We start from the raw sequence: 18,090 nt of genomic DNA, 5'->3' as shown, positions 1-18,090 counted from the left end.
CCGCCCCGCTCTCACGCGGCGAGCCCGTGCGTGTGTTAGTTTCCGCAGCCCCCGCGGGCGGGGACCAAGTGCCGCGCGGCTGCTCCCACACCCCCCCTTCAGCACACGTCAGAAGAGCAGCGGCAGCAAGGCGTGGCGGCGGCGCAGCACCGCGCCGTACCGCGCGTCGAGCCGCATCCACGAGTCGGTGGCCGTCACCCGGACCACGTCGTCGCTGATCGAGGAGTCGAGGAAACCCATCCCCGACAACGCGAACAGGCAGCGCATCTGGACCTTGACCTCCAGCTCGCCACCGGTGACGGTGAGCACCGCCTGATCCATCAGCGACGCGGGCGGCGTCCCGTGCGGGCCGGCGTTGTCGCGGGCGAGGGTGACCCCGCGATCGGCGAGATCCGACACGACACTCACCGGGAGTTCGTCGACCCGCTGCCAGCGGCCGGGCGCCGGGAGTTCCCCGTGCCACAACAGATCCCTGGCCGGGCCGGGGTCCATCCGCGCCCCGCCCGCGACGGTGAGCGCCGCGAGCAGTTCATTGCCGGACACCGTGACGTCGGCCGGGGTGACCCGGCCCGCGACGGCGCGGGTGGCGAGCACCTCGAACGGCGTCGCCGTCCACGCCTCGACCACGTCCTCGCCCCGCATCCGGAGCCGGACGACGGTCTGCCCGTCCAACCGGACCGCACGCGCGACGAACGCGCCGAGCGTTTCGCGGTCCCCCGCGTCGGGGATCAGCAGTTCAGGCATCGGTGAACACCCGCTTCAGGAAGTCGCTCTCGTCGGCGTTCAGCCGCCGTGGCCGCAACGCGACCGTGTCGTACGGCGCGAGCAATGTCGACGCCGTGACCGCCACGGGGTCCGTTTCGGACGGTCCATTGTGGACTCGATAGTCCACGGTGAAGCTCGCCGCCCGCAGCTCGGTGAGCGTCATGTACACCAGGACGTCCTGATCGGACACCACGATCGGCGCCTTGTAGTGCACTTCGAGCTTCACCACCACGATACCCTTGGGCAGCTCGGTGAGCCCCTCGCGGGCCGCCCGGCCGAACAGCCGCGCGACCCGGGCCTCTTCCAGCAGCGTCACCAGGTTCGCGTGGTTCACGTGCCCGTAGACGTCCATGTCCGACCAGCGTGGCCGGACCCGCACCGCACAGCTCACCGCACCGTGCTCCGGATCTGCCGCGCCGCGACCGACAGCGTGGCGAGGTCGAGGTTGCCGGTCTTGGTGATCTCGTCCAGCGCGACCCTGGCCCGCGCCAGCCGCGACGCGTTGATCTTCTCCCACTGCGCGATCCGCTCGTCCGCGCTGGTGCCGGGATCACTGTGCCGCAGCGCGTCGAGCGTGATCGCCCGCAGCGAGGCGTAGACGTCGTCCCGCAGGGCCAGCCGCGCGAGGGCGTGCCAGCGGTTTCCCCGCTCCAGCGCGCTGATCTCGGTGAGCATCTTGTCGATGTCGAGGTGATCGGACAGCGCGTAGTACAGCTCCGACGTCTCCGCGGGGTTGTGCACCACGTCGACGCCGACCTGCTGTTCGGCCATCTCGGACACCTCGACGACGTCGAGCAGCCCGTAGGTGTGCAGCAGCGCCGCGATGCGCCGCGCGAGATCGGCGGGCACCCCGTTGCCGGTCAGTTTGTCGACCTTCACCTGGACCGCTTCGGCTTCGAGACCACGCATCAGCTCGCCCGAACGCGGCACCAGCTCGGTGAACTCCTGGCCGAACCGGTTGATCTCGGCCAGCGGGGCCAGCGGCTGCGGCCGGTTGGAGAGGAACCAGCGGGCCGCGCGGTCGAGCAGGCGCCGGGTCTCCAGCACCATCCCGTCCGCGACCTCGGTCGACACGACGTTGTCCAGCGCGTCGATCTCCGCCCACAGCGCGGGCAGGTCGTAGACGTGGGTGACCACCGCGTAGGCGCGGACGGCGTCCGTCGCGGTCACGTTCAGCTCTTCCATCAGCCGGAAGACGAACGAGATGCCCCCGCCGTCGACGACCTCGTTGGCCACCAGGGTGGTGATGATCTGGCGGCGCAGCGGGTGTTCGCTGATCGCGTCGGCGAACTGCTCGCGCAGCGGCTTCGGGAAGTACTCCGGCAGCCTGCGCGCGAACACCTCGGAATCGGGCAGGTCGCTGGCCAGCAGCTCGTCCTTGAGGTCGAGCTTCACGTGTGCCAGCAGCGTCGCCAGCTCGGGTGAGGTGAGGCCCTGGCCCGCCTTGTCCCGCGCCCGGAACTCGGCGTTGGTGGGCAGCGCCTCCAGCTTGCGGTCGAACGCGCCCTTCGCCACCAGCGCGGCGACCTGCCGCTGGTGCACCGAGACCATCGGCGCGGCGTGGGCCCGGCTGACGCCGAGGACGGCGTTCTGCCGGTAGTTGTCGGCGAGCACGAGCGCGCCGACCTCGTCGGTCATCTGCTCCAGCAGGTGGTTGCGGCGGTCGTGCTCCAGCTTCCCGGTCGCCACCAGGTGATCGAGCAGGATCTTGATGTTGACCTCGTGGTCGGAGCAGTCGACCCCGGCCGAGTTGTCCAGCGCGTCGGTGTTGATCTTGCCGCCCGCGCGGGCGAACTCGATGCGGCCGAGCTGGGTGAGCCCGAGGTTGCCGCCCTCGCCGACCACCTTGACCCGCAGCTGGTTGCCGTTGACCCGGATCGCGTCGTTGGCCTTGTCCCCCGCCGCGGCCTGGCTCTCGGTCTCGGCCTTGACGTAGGTACCGATACCGCCGTTCCACAGCAGCTCCACCGGCGCGAGCAGGATGGCCTGGATCAGCTCCAGCGGCGCCATCGAGGTGACGTCGTCGGCCAGGCCGAGCGCGGCGCGGACCTGCGGGCTGACCGGGATCGACTTGGCGCTGCGCGGGTAGATGCCGCCGCCCTCGCTGATCTTCGCGCGGTCGTAGTCGTCCCACGAGGACCGCGGCAGATCGAACAGCCGCCGCCGCTCCGCGTAGGAGGACGCCGCGTCCGGATCCGGGTCGAGGAAGACGTGCATGTGGTTGAACGCCGCGACCAGGCGGATGTGCTCGGACAGCAGCATGCCGTTGCCGAACACGTCGCCTGCCATGTCACCGATGCCGACGACGGTGAAGTCCTCGGTCTGGGTGTCCTTGCCCAGCTCGCGGAAGTGCCGTTTGACGCTTTCCCACGCGCCCTTGGCGGTGATGCCCATCGCCTTGTGGTCGTAGCCGACCGAACCACCCGAGGCGAAGGCGTCGCCGAGCCAGAAGCCGTACTGCGCGGAGACCTCGTTGGCGATGTCGGAGAAGGTCGCGGTGCCCTTGTCCGCGGCGACCACCAGGTAGCTGTCGTCGCCGTCGTGCCGGACCACGTCCGGCGCGGGCACGGTCTTGCCCTCGACGCGGTTGTCGGTCAGGTCGAGCAGGCCGGAGATCAGCATCTTGTAGCACGCGATGCCCTCGGTGAGGGTGGCCTCGCGGTCGATCGCCGGATCCCCGGTCGGTGTCGGCGGGCGCTTGACGACGAACCCGCCCTTCGCGCCGACGGGCACGATGACGGCGTTCTTGACCGCCTGCGCCTTGACCAGGCCGAGGATCTCGGTGCGGAAGTCCTCCCGCCGGTCCGACCAGCGCAGGCCGCCGCGGGCGACCGCGCCGAAGCGCAGGTGCACGCCTTCGACCCGCGGCGAGCACACGAAGATCTCGTACTTCGGCCGCGGCTCGGGCAGATCGGGCACCGCGCCGGGGTCGAGCTTGAACGCCAGGTACGGCCGCGGTTGCCCGTCGGCGCCGGTGACGTGGTAGTTCGTCCGCAGCGTGGCGCTGATGACCGCCATCAGCCGCCGGAGGATCCTGTCCTCGTCGAGGCTGGTGACCTCGTCGATCATCGAGCAGATCTCGGTGACCAGCGCGTCGGCGCCGGCCTGCCGCTCGTCCTCGGTCAGGTGCGGATCCGAGCGCGTCTCGAACAGCCGGAAGAGCTTCGTGGCGACCTGGGTGTGCTTGAGCACCGCGTTCTGGATGTACTCCTGCGAATGCGTGCTGCCCGCCTGGCGCAGGTACCGCGAGTACGCCCGCAGCACGCTTACCTGGCGCCAGGTCAGCCCGGCGCGCAGCACCAGCCCGTTGAAGTCGTCGACCTCGCAGTCGCCGCGCCAAGCCGCGCGGAAGGCGTCCTGGAACCGGTCACGCAGTTCGGCGACGGCGGCTTCGCTCGTGTCGGGCTGCAGCTTCGGGTCGATGCGCAGGCCGAAGTCGTAGATCCAGGACGCACCGCCGTCCTCGCGGCGCAGCTCGTACGGGCGCTCGTCGACGACCTCGACACCCATGCAGTGCAGAACCGGGAGCACCTTCGAAAGCGTGACGCCCTCGCCACGCAGGAAGAGCTTGAAGCGGCGTTCGCCGGGCTCCGCGTCGGGCGGCAGGTAGAACGACAGCGCCAGGTCGCCCTCGTCGGTCAGCGAGTCGAGCGCGCTGAGATCGGCGAGCGCGTCCTCGGCGGAGAAGTCCTCCTTGTACCCCTCGGGGAAGATGGCGGCGAACCGCTGCCCCTGATCGTTCGCGGACTCCTCGCCCATGATCCCGACGACGGCGCCCTCCCCGGAGCGTTCCCTGCGCTCGCTCAGGATCGCCTCGACGAGCCGGTCGTCCCAACTGCGCACGACGGTGTTGAGCCGCTCCTGGATGCGCAGGGTGTCCGGCTCGATCCGGTTCGCCGGATCGGTGTGCACGATGAAGTGGACCTGCGCGAGAATCGTTTCCCCGACCTTCGCGCTGTACTCGAGCTGCGTGCCTTCCAGCTCCTCCAGCAACACCTCCTGCATCGCCAGCCGCGAACGCGTCGTGTAGCGGTCACGCGGCAGGAAGACCAGGCAGGAGAAGAACCGGCCGTACGGGTCGCGGCGCAGGAACAGGCGCAGCCTGCGCCGGTCCGACAGCGTGATCGCGCCGGTCGTCGTGGCATACAGCGAATCGGAGTCGGCGGAGAACAGATCCGCGCGCGGCCAGTTCTGCAGCACCTCGAGCATCCGCTGGCCGGAGAACGACTCCATCGGGAACCCGGCGCGGTGGATGACCTCGCGGACCCGGTTGCACACCACCGGGATGTCGAGCACGTTCTCGTGCAGCGCGGTGGTGGTGAACATGCCGAGGAAGCGGTGCTCACCGGTGACGTTGCCCTCGGCGTCGAACGTCTTCACGCCGACGTAGTAGGGATAAACCGGACGGTGCACTGTGGACGGTGCGCTGGCCTGGGTCAGCACGAGCAGCGTCGGCGCGAGCGCGGTGGCCGCGGTGTCCGGCCCGGCGGTCAGCCCGCGGGCGGCGAGGCTGTCCTGTCGCAGGACGCCGAGACCGGACGCGAGCACGGCGCGCAGCGCGGGCTCGTCGGTGTCGGTGCGCGGGTTCTCGACCAGCTCGTAGCGGCGGTACCCGAGGAACGTGAAGTGGCCGTCGGCGAGCCACCGCAGCAGCCGGGCGCCCTCGGCGACCTCGCCCTTCGGCAGCTTCGGCGGGTCCGCGTCGAGCTCGTCGGCCAGCGCGGCGGCGGTCTGCGCCATCTTGTCGGCGTCCTCGACGACCTCGCGGACGTCCCCGAGCACGCTCGCGAGGCGGTTGTCGAGCTCGCGGGCCCGGTTCGGGTCGGTGACGAAGTCGATCTCGACGTACATCCACGACTCGGCCGCGGAGTTCGGCGGCGGATCGGCGGGGTCGGCGTCGGGGTGGACCTCGAGCAGCTCGCCGGTGAGATCGCGGCTGACCACGACGATCGGGTGCACGATCCGCTGGACCTGCACACCGTCGCGGGCGAACTCGGCCGCCACCGAGTCGACCAGGTAGGGCATGTCGTCGGTGACCACCTGCACGACGGTGGCCTCGCGGGTCCAGCCGTCCTCGGCGGTCGTCGGGTTGAGCAGCCGGACCGCCGGGCGGCCGGGCATCCGGTGCTTGGCCAGCTGCAGGTGCGAACGCACCGCACCGACCAGATCGACCGGGTCGTCCCCGACGATCTCCTCGGCCGGGATGTGGCGGTAGTAGAGCCGGATGAGGTCGGCGATCTCCGGCGCGTGCCTGGCGGCGGCGTCGATCAGCTCGTCCCGAATCTGCTCCGGGCTGGCCGAGCGGCGCGGGGCGCCGATCTCGGTGCCGTCTTCGGTTCCGGGTAGGGACGAGACTCCCGTCGAGCTCATTTGAGGCAACTCTCCACTGTGCGAGGGGTGACACCGCGACCGGCACCACGATGTGCCGGACCTAGCCCACCCTAATGCGCCCACGCGGCGGAACGCACGAAGCCCGTTCAGTTGGCAGAAACCGAAGAACCCCAGCTCAGCCGCCGAAATCGCGGTATCGGTCAAGCTACTCCCGGGTTCACCGGGCACCCGTTCCGGGGCCACCGGACGACGCCGACGGGCCTGACCAGGACCGGGCCGGGGAAGCCTTCCGCCACGCCGCCTACGGAATCGATCCAGTCCCCCGCCTGTTCCGTCCGGTTCGGCGATCGGCCGCGGATTCATCGCCCGCCCGGCAGCCGCGCGCGTGTTCTCGAGGTGCGACGAATCCCACCTTCGGATCTGCCCGAGCGCACCCTCACAGTGTCCTTCCGGGCAGCTTCAGTCCTTTGTGGACACAGGGATGCGGGCGCGCTCGCGCCGCGCCGGGTGCGCGGAACGACGTCGGCTACGAGCCGGATTCGTCGCTGCCGTTGCGGCCGTGGCCGTTGACCGGCCGGCGCCCCGCCGTGCCCTCGCGCTGGGTGCCGAGACGCTTCACCAGCGCGGCGGCGCTGGCCGTCCCCGCCTGGTGTTCGGCGAGTGCGCGGGCGAGCAGATCGGCGAGACCGGCGTCCGGCGGTGGTTCGTCCTCGGCGATGGCCTTCGCGTAGCCCTCGGGGAACGCTTCGGTGCTCGGGGTCCACCCGCCGAAGTCTTCGACGGGGTCGAGCGACGGCGGCATGCGCAGCCGGGGCAGCCACGGGTCGGCGACCTCGTCGCGATACGGCTCCTGGAGGCCGGACGTGACCGGGCCGGCCGAGAACGTGGCCGGTGCTTCCGGTTCTTCCGGGCGCGGCGGGGGTGCGAGTTCGCTTTCCCTGCTCCACGGCAGGACGGGATCGGCGGACACCTCGGGCCGGGCGAGCGGCTCGGGGCGTGACTCCTCGGCTCGCGGTTCGCCGAACCGTGGCTCGTCGGCAGGGCGTGCCTCGGCTCGGGAGGCTTCGGGCTCTTCGACGGCACGGCGACGGCCGCCGCCGTGCCCGTTGGCGCCGGAGATCCCGAGCCGGTCGAGCACCGATCGCGCGGTCACGGAACCGTGTTCGGCGTCGTGCCGGGTGCTGCGCGCCGGCGGCGCCGGCTCGCGCCGCTCCCCTTCCCGGGACCAGTCACCGACGTCCCAGCGCTGCGACGCGGGTTCCGGTGCCTTGGCGGCCTTCTCCGGGGCCGCGTGTCCCGTCCTGGGCATCGGTTCGTCGGCGGGTGCCGGGGCGAGCGGCAGCTCCGGGACCACATCCACGACGTCCGGAAGCACCGGCACCGTCCGGGACACGAGCGGTGACTTCTCGGGCTCGCGTGCCGCGGGCAGCTCCGGCGTCGCGGAATATCCCATGTGCTCCGCCGCGACAGGCTCGTCGGCACGTCGGCGGCGGCCCTCTCGCGGCTGCTCGAAGACCTCGGGGACCGGCGTCGGCCCCGTGGCCGCCGCGGCTTCTGCTGTCGCTGTGATCTCCGCGGACCGGCGCTCGTCCGCTCGCCTGCGCCCGGCCCGTGTCTCCCGCTCCGGCGCGGCGGCTTCGGCCGCGCTCGCGACCGGCCGCTGCGGCTGGGCGGGGCGCTCCGGCACCGGCTCGTCGCGTGGCTCGGGCGCCCACGACGCCGACGTGCGCAGGGGCTGGGCCGGCACTTCGGGCTCCGGACGCCGTGGCTCGGCGACGGCGACCGGCGCCTGGGCGACCGGCGGTGCGATCGGCTGTATGGCAGGCGCGGGCCGGGCACCGGACGGATTCACGACCTCGTCGAGATCGACCGACGCCAGCTCGCCCGTGCCGAACGCGCCCGCGAGCAGCCCGCAGGCCTGGCGGCGCGCCCTCGCGTGCACGTGCTCGGCCGCGCGCGAGCGGTGCAGGCACGCGATTGCGTCCTCCGCGTGGCCGAACCGCTCCTCGATCTGCGCGAGTTCGAGCCACAACCGCGCGGTGACCGAGGCGAGGCCATGGCGGTCGGTGCTCGCCACCGCCTCCCGGACGAGCTCCGCCGCGGCGTCCCCCGCGCCCGCGGGCAGGTGGACCCGCGTCGCGACGGCCAGCCGCAGCCAGCCCATCGGCGCGACACCGCCCGCGCGGACCGGCTCTTCGAGCACTGGCTGGGCGATCTCGTAGGCCATCGTGGTGTCGCCGCGGTCGAGCAGCGTGCTGACCAGTTGCAGGACGAGACGGACCCGCACGAGGCCGCCGTCGTCGGCCGGGTTGTCGAGCTTCTCCAGGAAGCCGAGGCCCGTCCTGGCGGCGTCGGCCGCCGCGGTGAGGTCGCCGTGCCTGCGCCGGTGCGCGGCCGTGCCGACCCGCAGCAGCGCCCGCACCAGCAACTGGGTCTCGGCCGTCAGCCGGTCGTCGCCCAGCACGAGCTTGTCCGCCGCCACCAGCACCCTGTCCAGCTCGGCCTTGCGGCCGATCTGCGCCAGGCAGCCGACGAGATGGCACAACGCCGCGGCCCGGTGCACCGGCGACACCGCCGGATCGGCCAGCACCGGACGCAACGCTGCGAGCCCCGTCAGCGGAACACCGAGGCTGCGCGCGCACAGCGCGAGATCGATGCGCAGCCGCCCGGCGACGTCGGCGTAGCCCGCGTGCTCGGCGGCACGCAAGGCCGCCACCGCCCTGGCGACCGTGCCCGGCCGCTGGCCGAGGCGGACGCGTGCCGACACCACCAGAGCCTCCGCGCGAACCCACTGCTCGTCGGAACCCGCCGCCTCGGCGAGCGCGGCGGCGCGCTCACCGAGGACCAGCGCCAGCTCCGGGGCACGCAGGTGCAGCGCGTCCGCCTGCTCGATCAGGCCGCCGACCGCGGAGAGGCTCCCTGCGCCGGACATGCCTGAGGGCGAGATTCTTCCCGCGGAAGCCACGGGGAACCCGCCCGCCGCGGACGCGGCGGGCGAGCCGGGCTTGAGGTGCCTGCTGGCTTCCACGGGCAACCCACGCCCCTCAGTCGCGGGTCAGCTTGCGGTGGGTGACCCGGTGGGGACGAGCCGCTTCCGGCCCGAGGCGCTCGATCTTGTTCTTCTCGTAGCCCTCGAAGTTGCCCTCGAACCAGAACCACTGCGCCGGGTTCTCGTCGGTGCCCTCCCAGGCCAGGATGTGCGTGGCGACCCGGTCGAGGAACCACCGGTCGTGGGAGATGACCACGGCGCAGCCGGGGAACTGCTCCAGCGCGTTCTCCAGCGACCCCAGGGTCTCCACGTCCAGGTCGTTCGTCGGCTCGTCGAGCAGGATCAGGTTCCCGCCCTGCTTGAGCGTCATCGCCAGGTTCAGCCGGTTGCGCTCGCCACCGGAGAGCACGCCCGCCGGCTTCTGCTGGTCCGGCCCCTTGAACCCGAACGCGCTGACGTAGGCACGCGAGGGCATTTCGGTCTGCCCGACGTGGATGTAGTCCAGCTTGTCCGAAACCACCTCCCATACCGTCTTCTTCGGGTCGATCCCGGCCCTGTTCTGGTCCACATAGGACAGTTTGACCGTCTCGCCGATCTTCACCGTCCCGCCGTCCGGCTCCTCGAGCCCGACGATCGTCTTGAACAGGGTCGTCTTGCCGACCCCGTTCGGCCCGATCACGCCGACGATGCCGTTGCGCGGCAGGTCGAACGAGAGCCCGTCGATGAGCACCCGGTCGTCGAAGCCCTTGCGCAGCTTCTCGACCTCGACCACCACATTGCCCAGCCGGGGCCCCGGCGGGATCTGGATCTCCTCGAAGTCGAGCTTGCGGTGCTTGTCGGCCTCGGCAGCCATCTCCTCGTAGCGGTCCAGCCGCGAGCGGGACTTGGTCTGGCGCGCCTTGGCGTTGGACCGCACCCACTCCAGCTCGCTCTTGAGCCGCTTGGCGAGCTTCGCGTCCTTCTTGCCCTGGACTTCCAGGCGCTCGCGCTTCTTCTCCAGGTACGTCGAGTAGTTGCCCTCGTAGCCGACCACCCGGCCGCGGTCCAGCTCCATGATCCACTGGGCCACGTTGTCCAGGAAGTACCGGTCGTGGGTGACCGCGAGGACGGCGCCCGCGTAGCCGGCCAGGAACTGCTCCAGCCAGAGCACGCTCTCGGCGTCCAGATGGTTGGTGGGCTCGTCGAGCAGCAGCAGGTCGGGAGCGGACAGCAGCAGCTTGCACAGCGCGACCCGGCGGCGCTCACCACCGGACAGGTGGGTGACCGGCTCGTCCGGCGGCGGGCAGCGGAGGGCGTCCATCGCCTGCTCGACGGTGGAGTCCAGTTCCCAGGCGTCGGCGTGGTCGAGCTCCTCCGAAAGCTGGCCCATCTCCTCCACCAGCTCGTCGGTGTACTCGTTCTCCATCAGCCGGAGGACCTCGTGGTACCGATCGAGCTTGACCTTGACGTCGCCGAGGCCCTCCTCGACGTTCTCCCGGACCGTCTTCTCCTCGTTCAGCTCCGGCTCCTGCATGAGGATGCCGACGCTGGCGCCCGGCTGAAGGAACGCTTCGCCGTTGCTGGCCTGCTCGATCCCCGCCATGATCTTGAGAACGGTCGACTTGCCGGCGCCGTTCGGGCCCACGACGCCGATCTTGGCGCCGGGATAGAACGCGGTGCTCACGTCGTCGAGGATGACCTTGTCCCCGACGGTCTTGCGCACCTTCTTCATGGTGTAGATGAACTCGGCCATGCCAGCGATCGTAGAGTGAGCCGATCCGCGCCTTGACGCCGGTCACCGTCGGACTACCGAATGTCAGCCGGGGATCACCGCGGGAACATCATCTTCTCCTTTCCGTCCTCGCCCCGGAAAGCCATCGCACGCGCTTACGCGGAGGCCTTTTCGGCCGCGTCGAAGAGCGTGTTCGCCTCCTCTCCACCGGTGGACCACAGCCCGCGGGGATCCCGCACGGCGACTCCCTCGCGGGGCGCCCGATCGAGCGAGGCGGTGCAGCGCGCGAGGTTGGGGCCGACCACGAAGGCCTCAAGCTCAGGTACAGCCCGAGGTACGCCGTCCAGTTCGAACTCGCTGCTGTACAAGCGCCCGCGCACCACCACCGGGTCACCCTTGGCGAGGCACTGGTGCACCGACCGGGCCAGCTTCCGCCAGCAGGTCACCCGGACGGAGAACCTGCGCCCGTCACCCCATTCGCCCTTTTCCTTGTCGTACCGGCGTTCCGTGCTGCGCAGCCAGAACGAGACGACGTCGTGCCCGTTCTCCCCCACCTTGCGCAGATCCGGCTCGCTGGTGACGTATCCGGTCACCGTCACCCACGTCTCGCCCACGGCCATCACCCTCATCCCCTTCGGTTCGCCTGTGCCGCCGGACCGTGCCCGGTGGCGATGTCCTCAGCTTGCCGCCGGGGAAAGGCGTGTGGCGGGACGACGCGAAATCTGTGGACAACCACAGACCTTGTGGACAACCGGGGCGCCGACGAGGGTTCGAGCGCGGAACTTGTCGGGGTGCTGTGCTACTCCCGCCTGCCTTCGGCGAGCCGTTTGAGCATCGCGTTGTAGGCGGCCAGTTCCGCGCCGCCGGTGGTGTCCTCGCGGCGGTCGGCGCGCTTGGCCTCCCGCTCGTCCTGCCTGGCCCACTGCACCAGCAGCGCGATCAGCACGAGCAGCACCGGAACCTCGCCGGACGCCCACGCGATCCCGCCGCCGAGCCGCTGGTCGGTGAGCAGATTGCCGACCCACGGCAGCTTCAGCTGGGTATAGAAGGTCTGCCCGATGACCGTCTGCATGTTCATCAGGATCACGCCGAAGAACGCGTGGAACGGCATCGAGGCGAACATCAGCCCGAGCTTGCCCAGCGGCGGGAGACGCCGCGGCGCGGGGTCGACGCCGATCAGCGGCCAGTAGAAGACGTAACCCGAGAGCAGGAAGTGCGCGTTCATCGCCAGATGCGCCCAGTGATAGTTCAGCGCGGCGTCGAACAGGCCGGAGAAGTAGAGCCCGTAGAAGGAGCCGACAAACAGCACCAGCGCGACCAGCGGATGGGTCAGGAACCGTGACACCGGCGAATGCACGAACGCCAGCAGCCACTCCCGCGGCCCCGGCGGCGCGTCGCGTCCGGCGGGTGAAAGCGCGCGCAGCGCCAGCGTCACCGGACCGCCCAGCACGAACAGCACCGGCGCCACCATGGACAGCATCATGTGGGTGCCCATGTGGACGCTGAACATCCCCGGCGCGTACCGGCCGATCCCCGAGGACGTCGCGATCAGCAGCACCGCACAGCCCGCGAGCCACGCGACGAGCCTGCCCACGGGCCAGGTGTCGCCGCGTTTGCGCAACCGCCGCACCCCGGCCAGGTACAGCGCGGCGAGCACGATCGCCAACGTCCCGTAGAGCAGGTCGAACCGCCAGTCGAACAGCAGCCGCAGGACCGTCGGGGCGCCGTCGAGCGGGTAGCCGATGAGCAGTTCGACGGTCGAGGGCTGGGTGATCGCGTCCGCCGGGGGCGGCGTCCTGGCGAGCCCGGTGGCGATGCCGATCGTGACGAACATGATCAGCACCTCGACCCCGGCCAGCCGCAGGAGCTGCCCGCCGCCCGCGCCGTCGACCAGACCGCGCACGCCGCGCTGGCGTTGCTGCTGGCCGAACACGCCGAGCAGCAGCAGCGCGACGACCTTCGCCACCACGAGGAGGCCGTAGTCGGTGGTGAACAGGTCGTTCAGCCCGATCCGCACCAGCGCGTTGATCACGCCGGAGACCGCCATCACGAGCCAGCACACCAGCGCGAGCTTGGAGAACCGCACCGCGGCGAGCTTCAGGTTCGCGCCCCGCCGCCAGCCGAGCGCGAGCAGGGCGACGAGCCCGCCGACCCAGAGCGCGGCGGCCACGAGGTGATACAGCAGGCTGTTCGTCGCGACGTCGTGGGAGCCGCCGCTGGCCGAGTGCCCGGTCACCGCCACCGGCACGAGCCCGCCGACGGACAGGAAGAACAGCACCGCCGTCCAGCCCCAGGACAACGCGAGCCGGCAGCCGAGCGCCACCAGGATCGCGATCAGCGCGGTCCAGAGCCACGCCTTCGGCTGTTCGATGGCGCCGACGAGGTCGAGCAGGGTCTGCGGGGAAAGGACGTCCTGCAGGGGCTTTCCGGCGCCGTCCGCCGCGGTGAACACGACCGAGGCGAGCGCGGCGGCGAACCACACCCACGCCGAGATCCCGGCCGTCCGCAACGCCGCGTAGCCCTCGGGTGCCAGCGTCCCGGTTTTCTGCGGGGGCACCAGGAACGCGGCCAGCAGCAGCGAGCCGATGCAGATCACCGACGACGCCTCGGCGAGGATCCGCACCACCGTGATGCCGTACCGGGTGACGACCCCGGGGTCGGGCAGCCCGGCGATCAGATAGCCCGCTCCCCCGGTCAGCGCGACCAGCCCGACCGCGACGACCGCGGCGATCACCACCCCGACCGAGAGCAGCGGGAGCACGCTCGCCTTGCGCTGGGTGGGTTCGGCCGGTTCGGTCACGGATCGCGAGGACACGCCACGAGGGTATGCCGTCTCGGGAACGGCCCGGTGAGCCGGTGCGGGTCCTCCGCGACGGCCGTCACCCGACGGGAGACCGCACGGCGAGCGGCGCCCAGAGGACCACCCGCGTGCCGTGTCCCGGGACGGACTCGATCCTGGCCCGGCCGCCGACCTCGGCCAGCCGCCCGATGATCGAACGCCCGATGCCGAACCCCGGCCGGTGGCCGTCGGCGGCGAACCCCGCGCCGTGGTCGCGCACGATCACGCCGATGCCGCCCGCCGTCTCCTCCACGCAGATCACCGCCCGCGCCGTCCCCGCGTGTTTGAGGGTGTTGCGCAGGGCTTCGCGGGTGGCGTCGTGCAAGGCGCCGACGACGTCGGCCGTCAGATCACCGGTCGCGGCCAGCGTGACGACCTCGGCCCGCAGCCCTTCGACGGCCATGTCCGCGACGAGGGCGTTCAGCCGCTGCTCCAGTCCGAGTCCGCCAGGGAGCGAAGCGGGTTCACGGTCCAGGGACATTCGCAACCGCAGCGCGTGTGCCCGCGCTGTCCGGCGGACCTGGATCAGGCTCGCGACCGGGTCGACGGCGTCGGCGGGGGCGGGCAGAGCGAGGGACTCCATCACCTGCAGGACGGTGTCGTGGACGTCACGGCGATGCCGCTCGCGTTCGGCGGCACGCCCCCGCTGTTCGCCGAGCCCGAGCGCGAACCGGAGCGACACGCCCAGCAGGGCGACGATCGCGAGCGTCGTCACCATGGCCGCGAACAGCGTGAGGAATTCCACGGTGGGCGGTGGGCCGGTCCGCCAGAACGCCGACATCGCGTAGCGCAGCGCCACGGCGGCGCCGATCGCGAGCGCGCCGGCGAACGCGCCACGCAGCAGCGTCCACAGCATCACCGTGCCCACCAACTGCGGCCAGGTCAGCGAAACGACGTCGGGGAACTGGGCCGCGGGAGCGAGCGAAACGGCACCGAGACTGAGAAGGACGGCGTAAGCGCTGTCAGCGATCGGAACCAGCCTCAGGCTCGACGGGCGGCGTGCCGACCAGACCAGGAGCCAGCCGATCTCGGCCAGGGCAGGCACGAGGCACAGGACCACGACCGGCCACAGCGAGGAGACGTCCTCGACCGACCACAGCGCCTGGACGAGGACCGCCAGCCGGACCACCACCGGAACGAGCACGAACCGCGACGCCGCGCCGTGGAGCACCCTCTCCGGGATCCCCGCCATCCGCACCGCCCGCGCGCCGCTGAGCAGCAGAACCCTCACGACGTCTTCCTCCCCGGACCGAGGACGGGACCTCGATCAGCCGTCCTGAAACAGCGAGCCAGCCGCATTCATCTCAGTTTATCGCGATCAGCTTGCCGTCCGGACGCCGGAGTGTCAACGGCGGACGGGCGCGCGGGCCTCCTCCCGGCGGCGGACGCGCCGGGCCGCCAGTGAAGCGGGCACGATCAGCGCGGCCATCACCGTCACGAAGACGAACGACACGGACAACGACGTCACCTGCGCGATCCCGCCGACGATCGGTGGCCCGGCAAGGAATCCGGTGTAGGCGATGGCGGTGACGAGCGCCAGTTCCCGCTCGCCGCCGGTGCCGTCGGACCGCTTCCCCGCGTCGCCGGCAAGGCTCAGCGCCAGCGGGAAGGCGGCCGCCAGCCCGGCGCCGGCGAGCGCGAAGCCGACGTAGCCGAAGACCGGCAACGGGATGACCGCCGCGGCGAAGAACCCGAGCGCGGCCACCGCGGCGCCCGCCGCGAGCGACCGGGTGGCCCCGAAACGGCGCTGGGTCCAGGCCCCGCCGACCCTGGCGATCGCCATGGCCAGCGCGAAACCGGAGAACGCCAGCGCGGCCGCGCCCTGGTCGACGTCGTGCACGGTCGCCATCAGCAGTGCCGACCAGTCGGTGCTGGCGCCTTCGGCGATCGCCGAGCACAACGCGACCGCGGCGAGCAGCCACAGCACCGGACGCCGGATCGGCGCGGAGTAAGGCGACGCGACGGGTGCCTCGGCGTGCTGGGGACGCGCCCCCGGCACGGACCGGATGATGATCAGCAGCACGACGAACGCGACCACGGCGGCGACGGTCAGATGCCGTCCCGGCGTCCAGCCGTGCCCGGCCGCGAGCGACGCGGCCAGCGAGGCGCCGAGCGCGCCGAAGCTGTACCCGGCGTGCAGGAGCGGCATGACCGCCTGCCCGGTGCTGCGCTCGACGGCGACCCCGGCGACGTTCATCGAGACGTCCAGCGCGCCGACGCTCGCCCCCATCGCGAACAACGCGCCGCCGAGCAGCACCACCGAATTCGCGAAGCCGACCAGCACGAGCGCCGCACACGCCGCGGCCGCGCTCGCGCCGATCACCGCCCGGGCGCCGGTGCGCTCGATGATCCGGCCCGACACCGTGGCGGCGCACAGCATCCCGACGCTCGCGCACAGCAGCGCGAGACCGAACGCGCCCGGCTCGGCGTGTACCTGCCCGGCGATCGCGGGTGTGCGCGGCGCCCACGAGCCGAAAGCGGCGCCGTCCAACGCGAACACGGCGAACACCGCGGTCCGATCACGCATGCCTGCTCCTTCCCAGCCCCAGATCTCCTTGGCCCAGAATGACTTAAGCGCTTCAGAAAGTCCAACCGATTCGCCGTCGCCGCTGGTCGGAGCACTAGACTGCGGGCATGACCAGCACCAGGCGCCGCCGTCCCACGCTGGACGACGTCGCCGACGCCGTCGGGGTGTCCAGGGCAACGGTCTCGAACGCCTACAACCGGCCGGACCAGCTGTCGGCCCAGTTACGCGACGAGGTGCTGCGGGCGGCGAAGAAGCTGGGGTATCCGGGGCCGAACCCGACCGCGCGCAGCCTCGCGACGAGCCGGACCGGCGCCATCGCGTTCATGCTCGACGCGTCGCTCTCGGCGGCTTTCTCCGACCCGGCGCTGACGATCACGCTCGACGCGCTCGCGACCGCCGTCGAGCCCGGGGACCACGCGCTCCTGCTCCTGCCGGGCGGCGAGAACGGCGGCCCGCCCGCCGAACGGGTCCTCACCGCGCAGGCGGACATCGCCGTCGCCTACTCGCTGGCCGACGACACCCCGGCGCTGGAGTCGGTGGCCGCGCGCGGGTTGCCGCTGGTGGTGATCGACCAGCCGCTCGTACCGGGCGCCGCGCTGGTGGGCTGCGACGACCGGGGCGGCGCCGCGCTCGCGGCCCGGCACCTGCTCGACCTAGGGCATCGGCGGTTCGGCATCCTCTCCGCCCAGTGCCTCTCGATAGGGCGAGGCGGCGAGATGACCGCGGAGGCGGCGCTCGCGAGCCGTTTCCACGACACCCGCGAGCGGCTGGCGGGCTACCTGGACACGCTCGCCGTGGCCGGGATCACGGCGTCCGAGGTGGCGATCTGGGAGGTGTCGGGCATGTCCGCCGAGGGCGCGATGGCCGCGGCGACGGAGCTGCTCGGCCGGGCGGAGCGGCCGACGGCGCTGCTGTGCATGTCGGACCAGCTGGCGCTGGGGGCGATGTCGGCGGCCCGGCAGCTCGGGCTCGACGTGCCGGGAGACGTGTCGGTGGTCGGCTTCGACGACACCCCGTCGGCGAAGTGGTCCGAACCAGCGCTGACGACGGTCCGCCAGGACCTCGCGCTGAAGGGCAGGGCCGCCGGGGAACTCGTACTGCGCCTGCTGGCCGGCGGTTCGGCGCCCGAGCCGACGCGCCTCGGCGTGGACCTCGTGCGGCGCGGAAGTACGGCACCCGCATAGCAGCGCCGAAAACCACTCGCAAGACCGTTCGCCGAATTGTGGACAGCTCGCCCCCGATCGAGCGAGGGCGAACTACTTATCCACAGAAGTAGAAACGCGGGCTGACAACGCCCCGCAAACCCGTCATCGTGGAATCACACCTTCCACCGCGGGCATTGACCCCGCACTCCACAAGGGGATTTCCTGATGATGTCACGACGTTCCGCGCCCCTGCGCGCCCGCCTGCCGCGCGTGCTGCTGCTGACCACCGCGGGCCTGCTGGTCAGCGCCGGGATCGCGCAGGCGGCGCCCGCCGCGTCCGCACCGCCCGAGCCCGCCTGCAAGAAGGGCGAACTGTGCCTGTGGGCCCAGGAACGCTACAGCGGCAACGCACAGCGTTTCGATCTGCGCACCGCGAATCCCGAGGAATGCATTCCGCTGCCCGCCGATTTGGAAGGACATTCCTTCGTGAATCGGCTGAGCCGGGACGTCACCGTATATCAGAGCAAGGAATGCACGACCGAGGGCGATTTCATCACCTATCCGGGCGGGGGCACCTACGTGCCCGAGGCCCCCTTCGTGGTCAGGGCGGTGAAGGTCTGGGAGTAGCCACCAGCCGGGTCCGTCCCGCCGCCGCTCCAGGGGGAGCCGGGGGGGGGGGGGCGGCGGGGCGCGCGGGGGCGCCCCCCCCCCCGCCCCCCCCCCCCGCGGGCGGCGCGGCGCGGCGGGGCGGGCCCCGCCCCCCCCCCGCGCGCCCCCCGCGCC

Annotated in this window: 11 protein-coding genes; 2 read left to right on the top strand and 9 right to left on the bottom strand. The window is 71.6% G+C overall.

Features of this window, described 5'->3' with window-relative positions; all coding sequences use genetic code 11:
• Positions 1 to 108: 108 nt before the first annotated feature.
• From ACFWX1_RS24365 to ACFWX1_RS24325, 9 genes are all read right to left on the bottom strand, one after another.
• Positions 109 to 744 (bottom strand): hypothetical protein, encoded by a 636-nt coding sequence (locus tag ACFWX1_RS24365; protein WP_378390905.1) that lies wholly within the window; start codon positions 742 to 744, stop codon positions 109 to 111.
• Positions 737 to 1,117 (bottom strand): acyl-CoA thioesterase, encoded by a 381-nt coding sequence (locus tag ACFWX1_RS24360; protein ID WP_378390929.1) that lies wholly within the window; start codon positions 1,115 to 1,117, stop codon positions 737 to 739. Before ACFWX1_RS24360 ends, ACFWX1_RS24365 begins: the two co-directional genes overlap by 8 nt.
• 35 nt (positions 1,118 to 1,152) lie before the next feature.
• Positions 1,153 to 6,135 carry an NAD-glutamate dehydrogenase gene (locus ACFWX1_RS24355; RefSeq protein ID WP_378390903.1) on the bottom strand — a complete coding sequence of 1,661 codons (4,983 nt, stop codon included), beginning with the start codon at positions 6,133 to 6,135 and terminating at the stop codon, positions 1,153 to 1,155.
• A gap of 487 nt (positions 6,136 to 6,622) precedes the next feature.
• Positions 6,623 to 9,028 carry a hypothetical protein gene (locus tag ACFWX1_RS24350; RefSeq protein WP_378390902.1) on the bottom strand — a complete coding sequence of 802 codons (2,406 nt, stop codon included), beginning with the start codon at positions 9,026 to 9,028 and terminating at the stop codon, positions 6,623 to 6,625.
• A 112-nt stretch (positions 9,029 to 9,140) separates the two neighbouring features.
• Positions 9,141 to 10,817, bottom strand: coding sequence for an energy-dependent translational throttle protein EttA (gene ettA, locus ACFWX1_RS24345; RefSeq protein WP_378390900.1), 1,677 nt, complete (start codon positions 10,815 to 10,817; stop codon positions 9,141 to 9,143).
• 134 nt (positions 10,818 to 10,951) lie between these two features.
• Complete coding sequence (locus tag ACFWX1_RS24340; protein ID WP_378390898.1) at positions 10,952 to 11,416, bottom strand: single-stranded DNA-binding protein; 465 nt, start codon at positions 11,414 to 11,416, stop codon at positions 10,952 to 10,954.
• A gap of 179 nt (positions 11,417 to 11,595) precedes the next feature.
• Entirely contained in the window at positions 11,596 to 13,611 is a 2,016-nt protein-coding gene (locus ACFWX1_RS24335) for a cytochrome c oxidase assembly protein (RefSeq protein ID WP_378390896.1), read from the bottom strand.
• 64 nt (positions 13,612 to 13,675) lie between these two features.
• Entirely contained in the window at positions 13,676 to 14,866 is a 1,191-nt protein-coding gene (locus ACFWX1_RS24330) for a sensor histidine kinase (protein WP_378390894.1), read from the bottom strand.
• A 114-nt stretch (positions 14,867 to 14,980) separates the two neighbouring features.
• Positions 14,981 to 16,162, bottom strand: a complete 1,182-nt coding sequence (locus tag ACFWX1_RS24325; protein WP_378390892.1) for an MFS transporter — start codon at positions 16,160 to 16,162, stop codon at positions 14,981 to 14,983.
• Positions 16,163 to 16,269: 107 nt separating this feature from the next.
• On the opposite strand from ACFWX1_RS24325, the gene ACFWX1_RS24320 reads away from it, so the two are divergent.
• Entirely contained in the window at positions 16,270 to 17,346 is a 1,077-nt protein-coding gene (locus ACFWX1_RS24320; protein ID WP_378390890.1) for a LacI family DNA-binding transcriptional regulator, read from the top strand.
• 186 nt (positions 17,347 to 17,532) lie between these two features.
• On the top strand, positions 17,533 to 17,934 hold the full coding sequence (locus tag ACFWX1_RS24315; RefSeq protein ID WP_378390888.1) for a peptidase inhibitor family I36 protein: 402 nt from the start codon (positions 17,533 to 17,535) through the stop codon (positions 17,932 to 17,934).
• The last annotated feature ends 156 nt before the right edge of the window (positions 17,935 to 18,090 follow it).

Source organism: Amycolatopsis sp. NPDC059021 (assembly GCF_042739895.1).
Classification (GTDB): domain Bacteria; phylum Actinomycetota; class Actinomycetes; order Mycobacteriales; family Pseudonocardiaceae; genus Amycolatopsis.
Note: the sequence above shows the minus strand (reverse complement) of the source record. Positions and strands in the feature narration are given on the sequence as shown.

Excerpts from the sequence above, each read along its gene's own strand:
- ACFWX1_RS24360 (WP_378390929.1), bottom strand. The coding sequence starts at position 1,117 with ATGGACGTCTACGGGCACGTGAACCACGCGAACCTGGTGACGCTGCTG.
- ACFWX1_RS24340 (WP_378390898.1), bottom strand. The coding sequence starts at position 11,416 with ATGGCCGTGGGCGAGACGTGGGTGACGGTGACCGGATACGTCACCAGC.
- ACFWX1_RS24325 (WP_378390892.1), bottom strand. The coding sequence starts at position 16,162 with ATGCGTGATCGGACCGCGGTGTTCGCCGTGTTCGCGTTGGACGGCGCC.
- ACFWX1_RS24315 (WP_378390888.1), top strand. The coding sequence starts at position 17,533 with ATGATGTCACGACGTTCCGCGCCCCTGCGCGCCCGCCTGCCGCGCGTG.
- ACFWX1_RS24320 (WP_378390890.1), top strand. The coding sequence starts at position 16,270 with ATGACCAGCACCAGGCGCCGCCGTCCCACGCTGGACGACGTCGCCGAC.
- ACFWX1_RS24350 (WP_378390902.1), bottom strand. The coding sequence starts at position 9,028 with ATGTCCGGCGCAGGGAGCCTCTCCGCGGTCGGCGGCCTGATCGAGCAG.
- ettA (WP_378390900.1), bottom strand. The coding sequence starts at position 10,817 with ATGGCCGAGTTCATCTACACCATGAAGAAGGTGCGCAAGACCGTCGGG.
- ACFWX1_RS24355 (WP_378390903.1), bottom strand. The coding sequence starts at position 6,135 with ATGAGCTCGACGGGAGTCTCGTCCCTACCCGGAACCGAAGACGGCACC.
- ACFWX1_RS24365 (WP_378390905.1), bottom strand. The coding sequence starts at position 744 with ATGCCTGAACTGCTGATCCCCGACGCGGGGGACCGCGAAACGCTCGGC.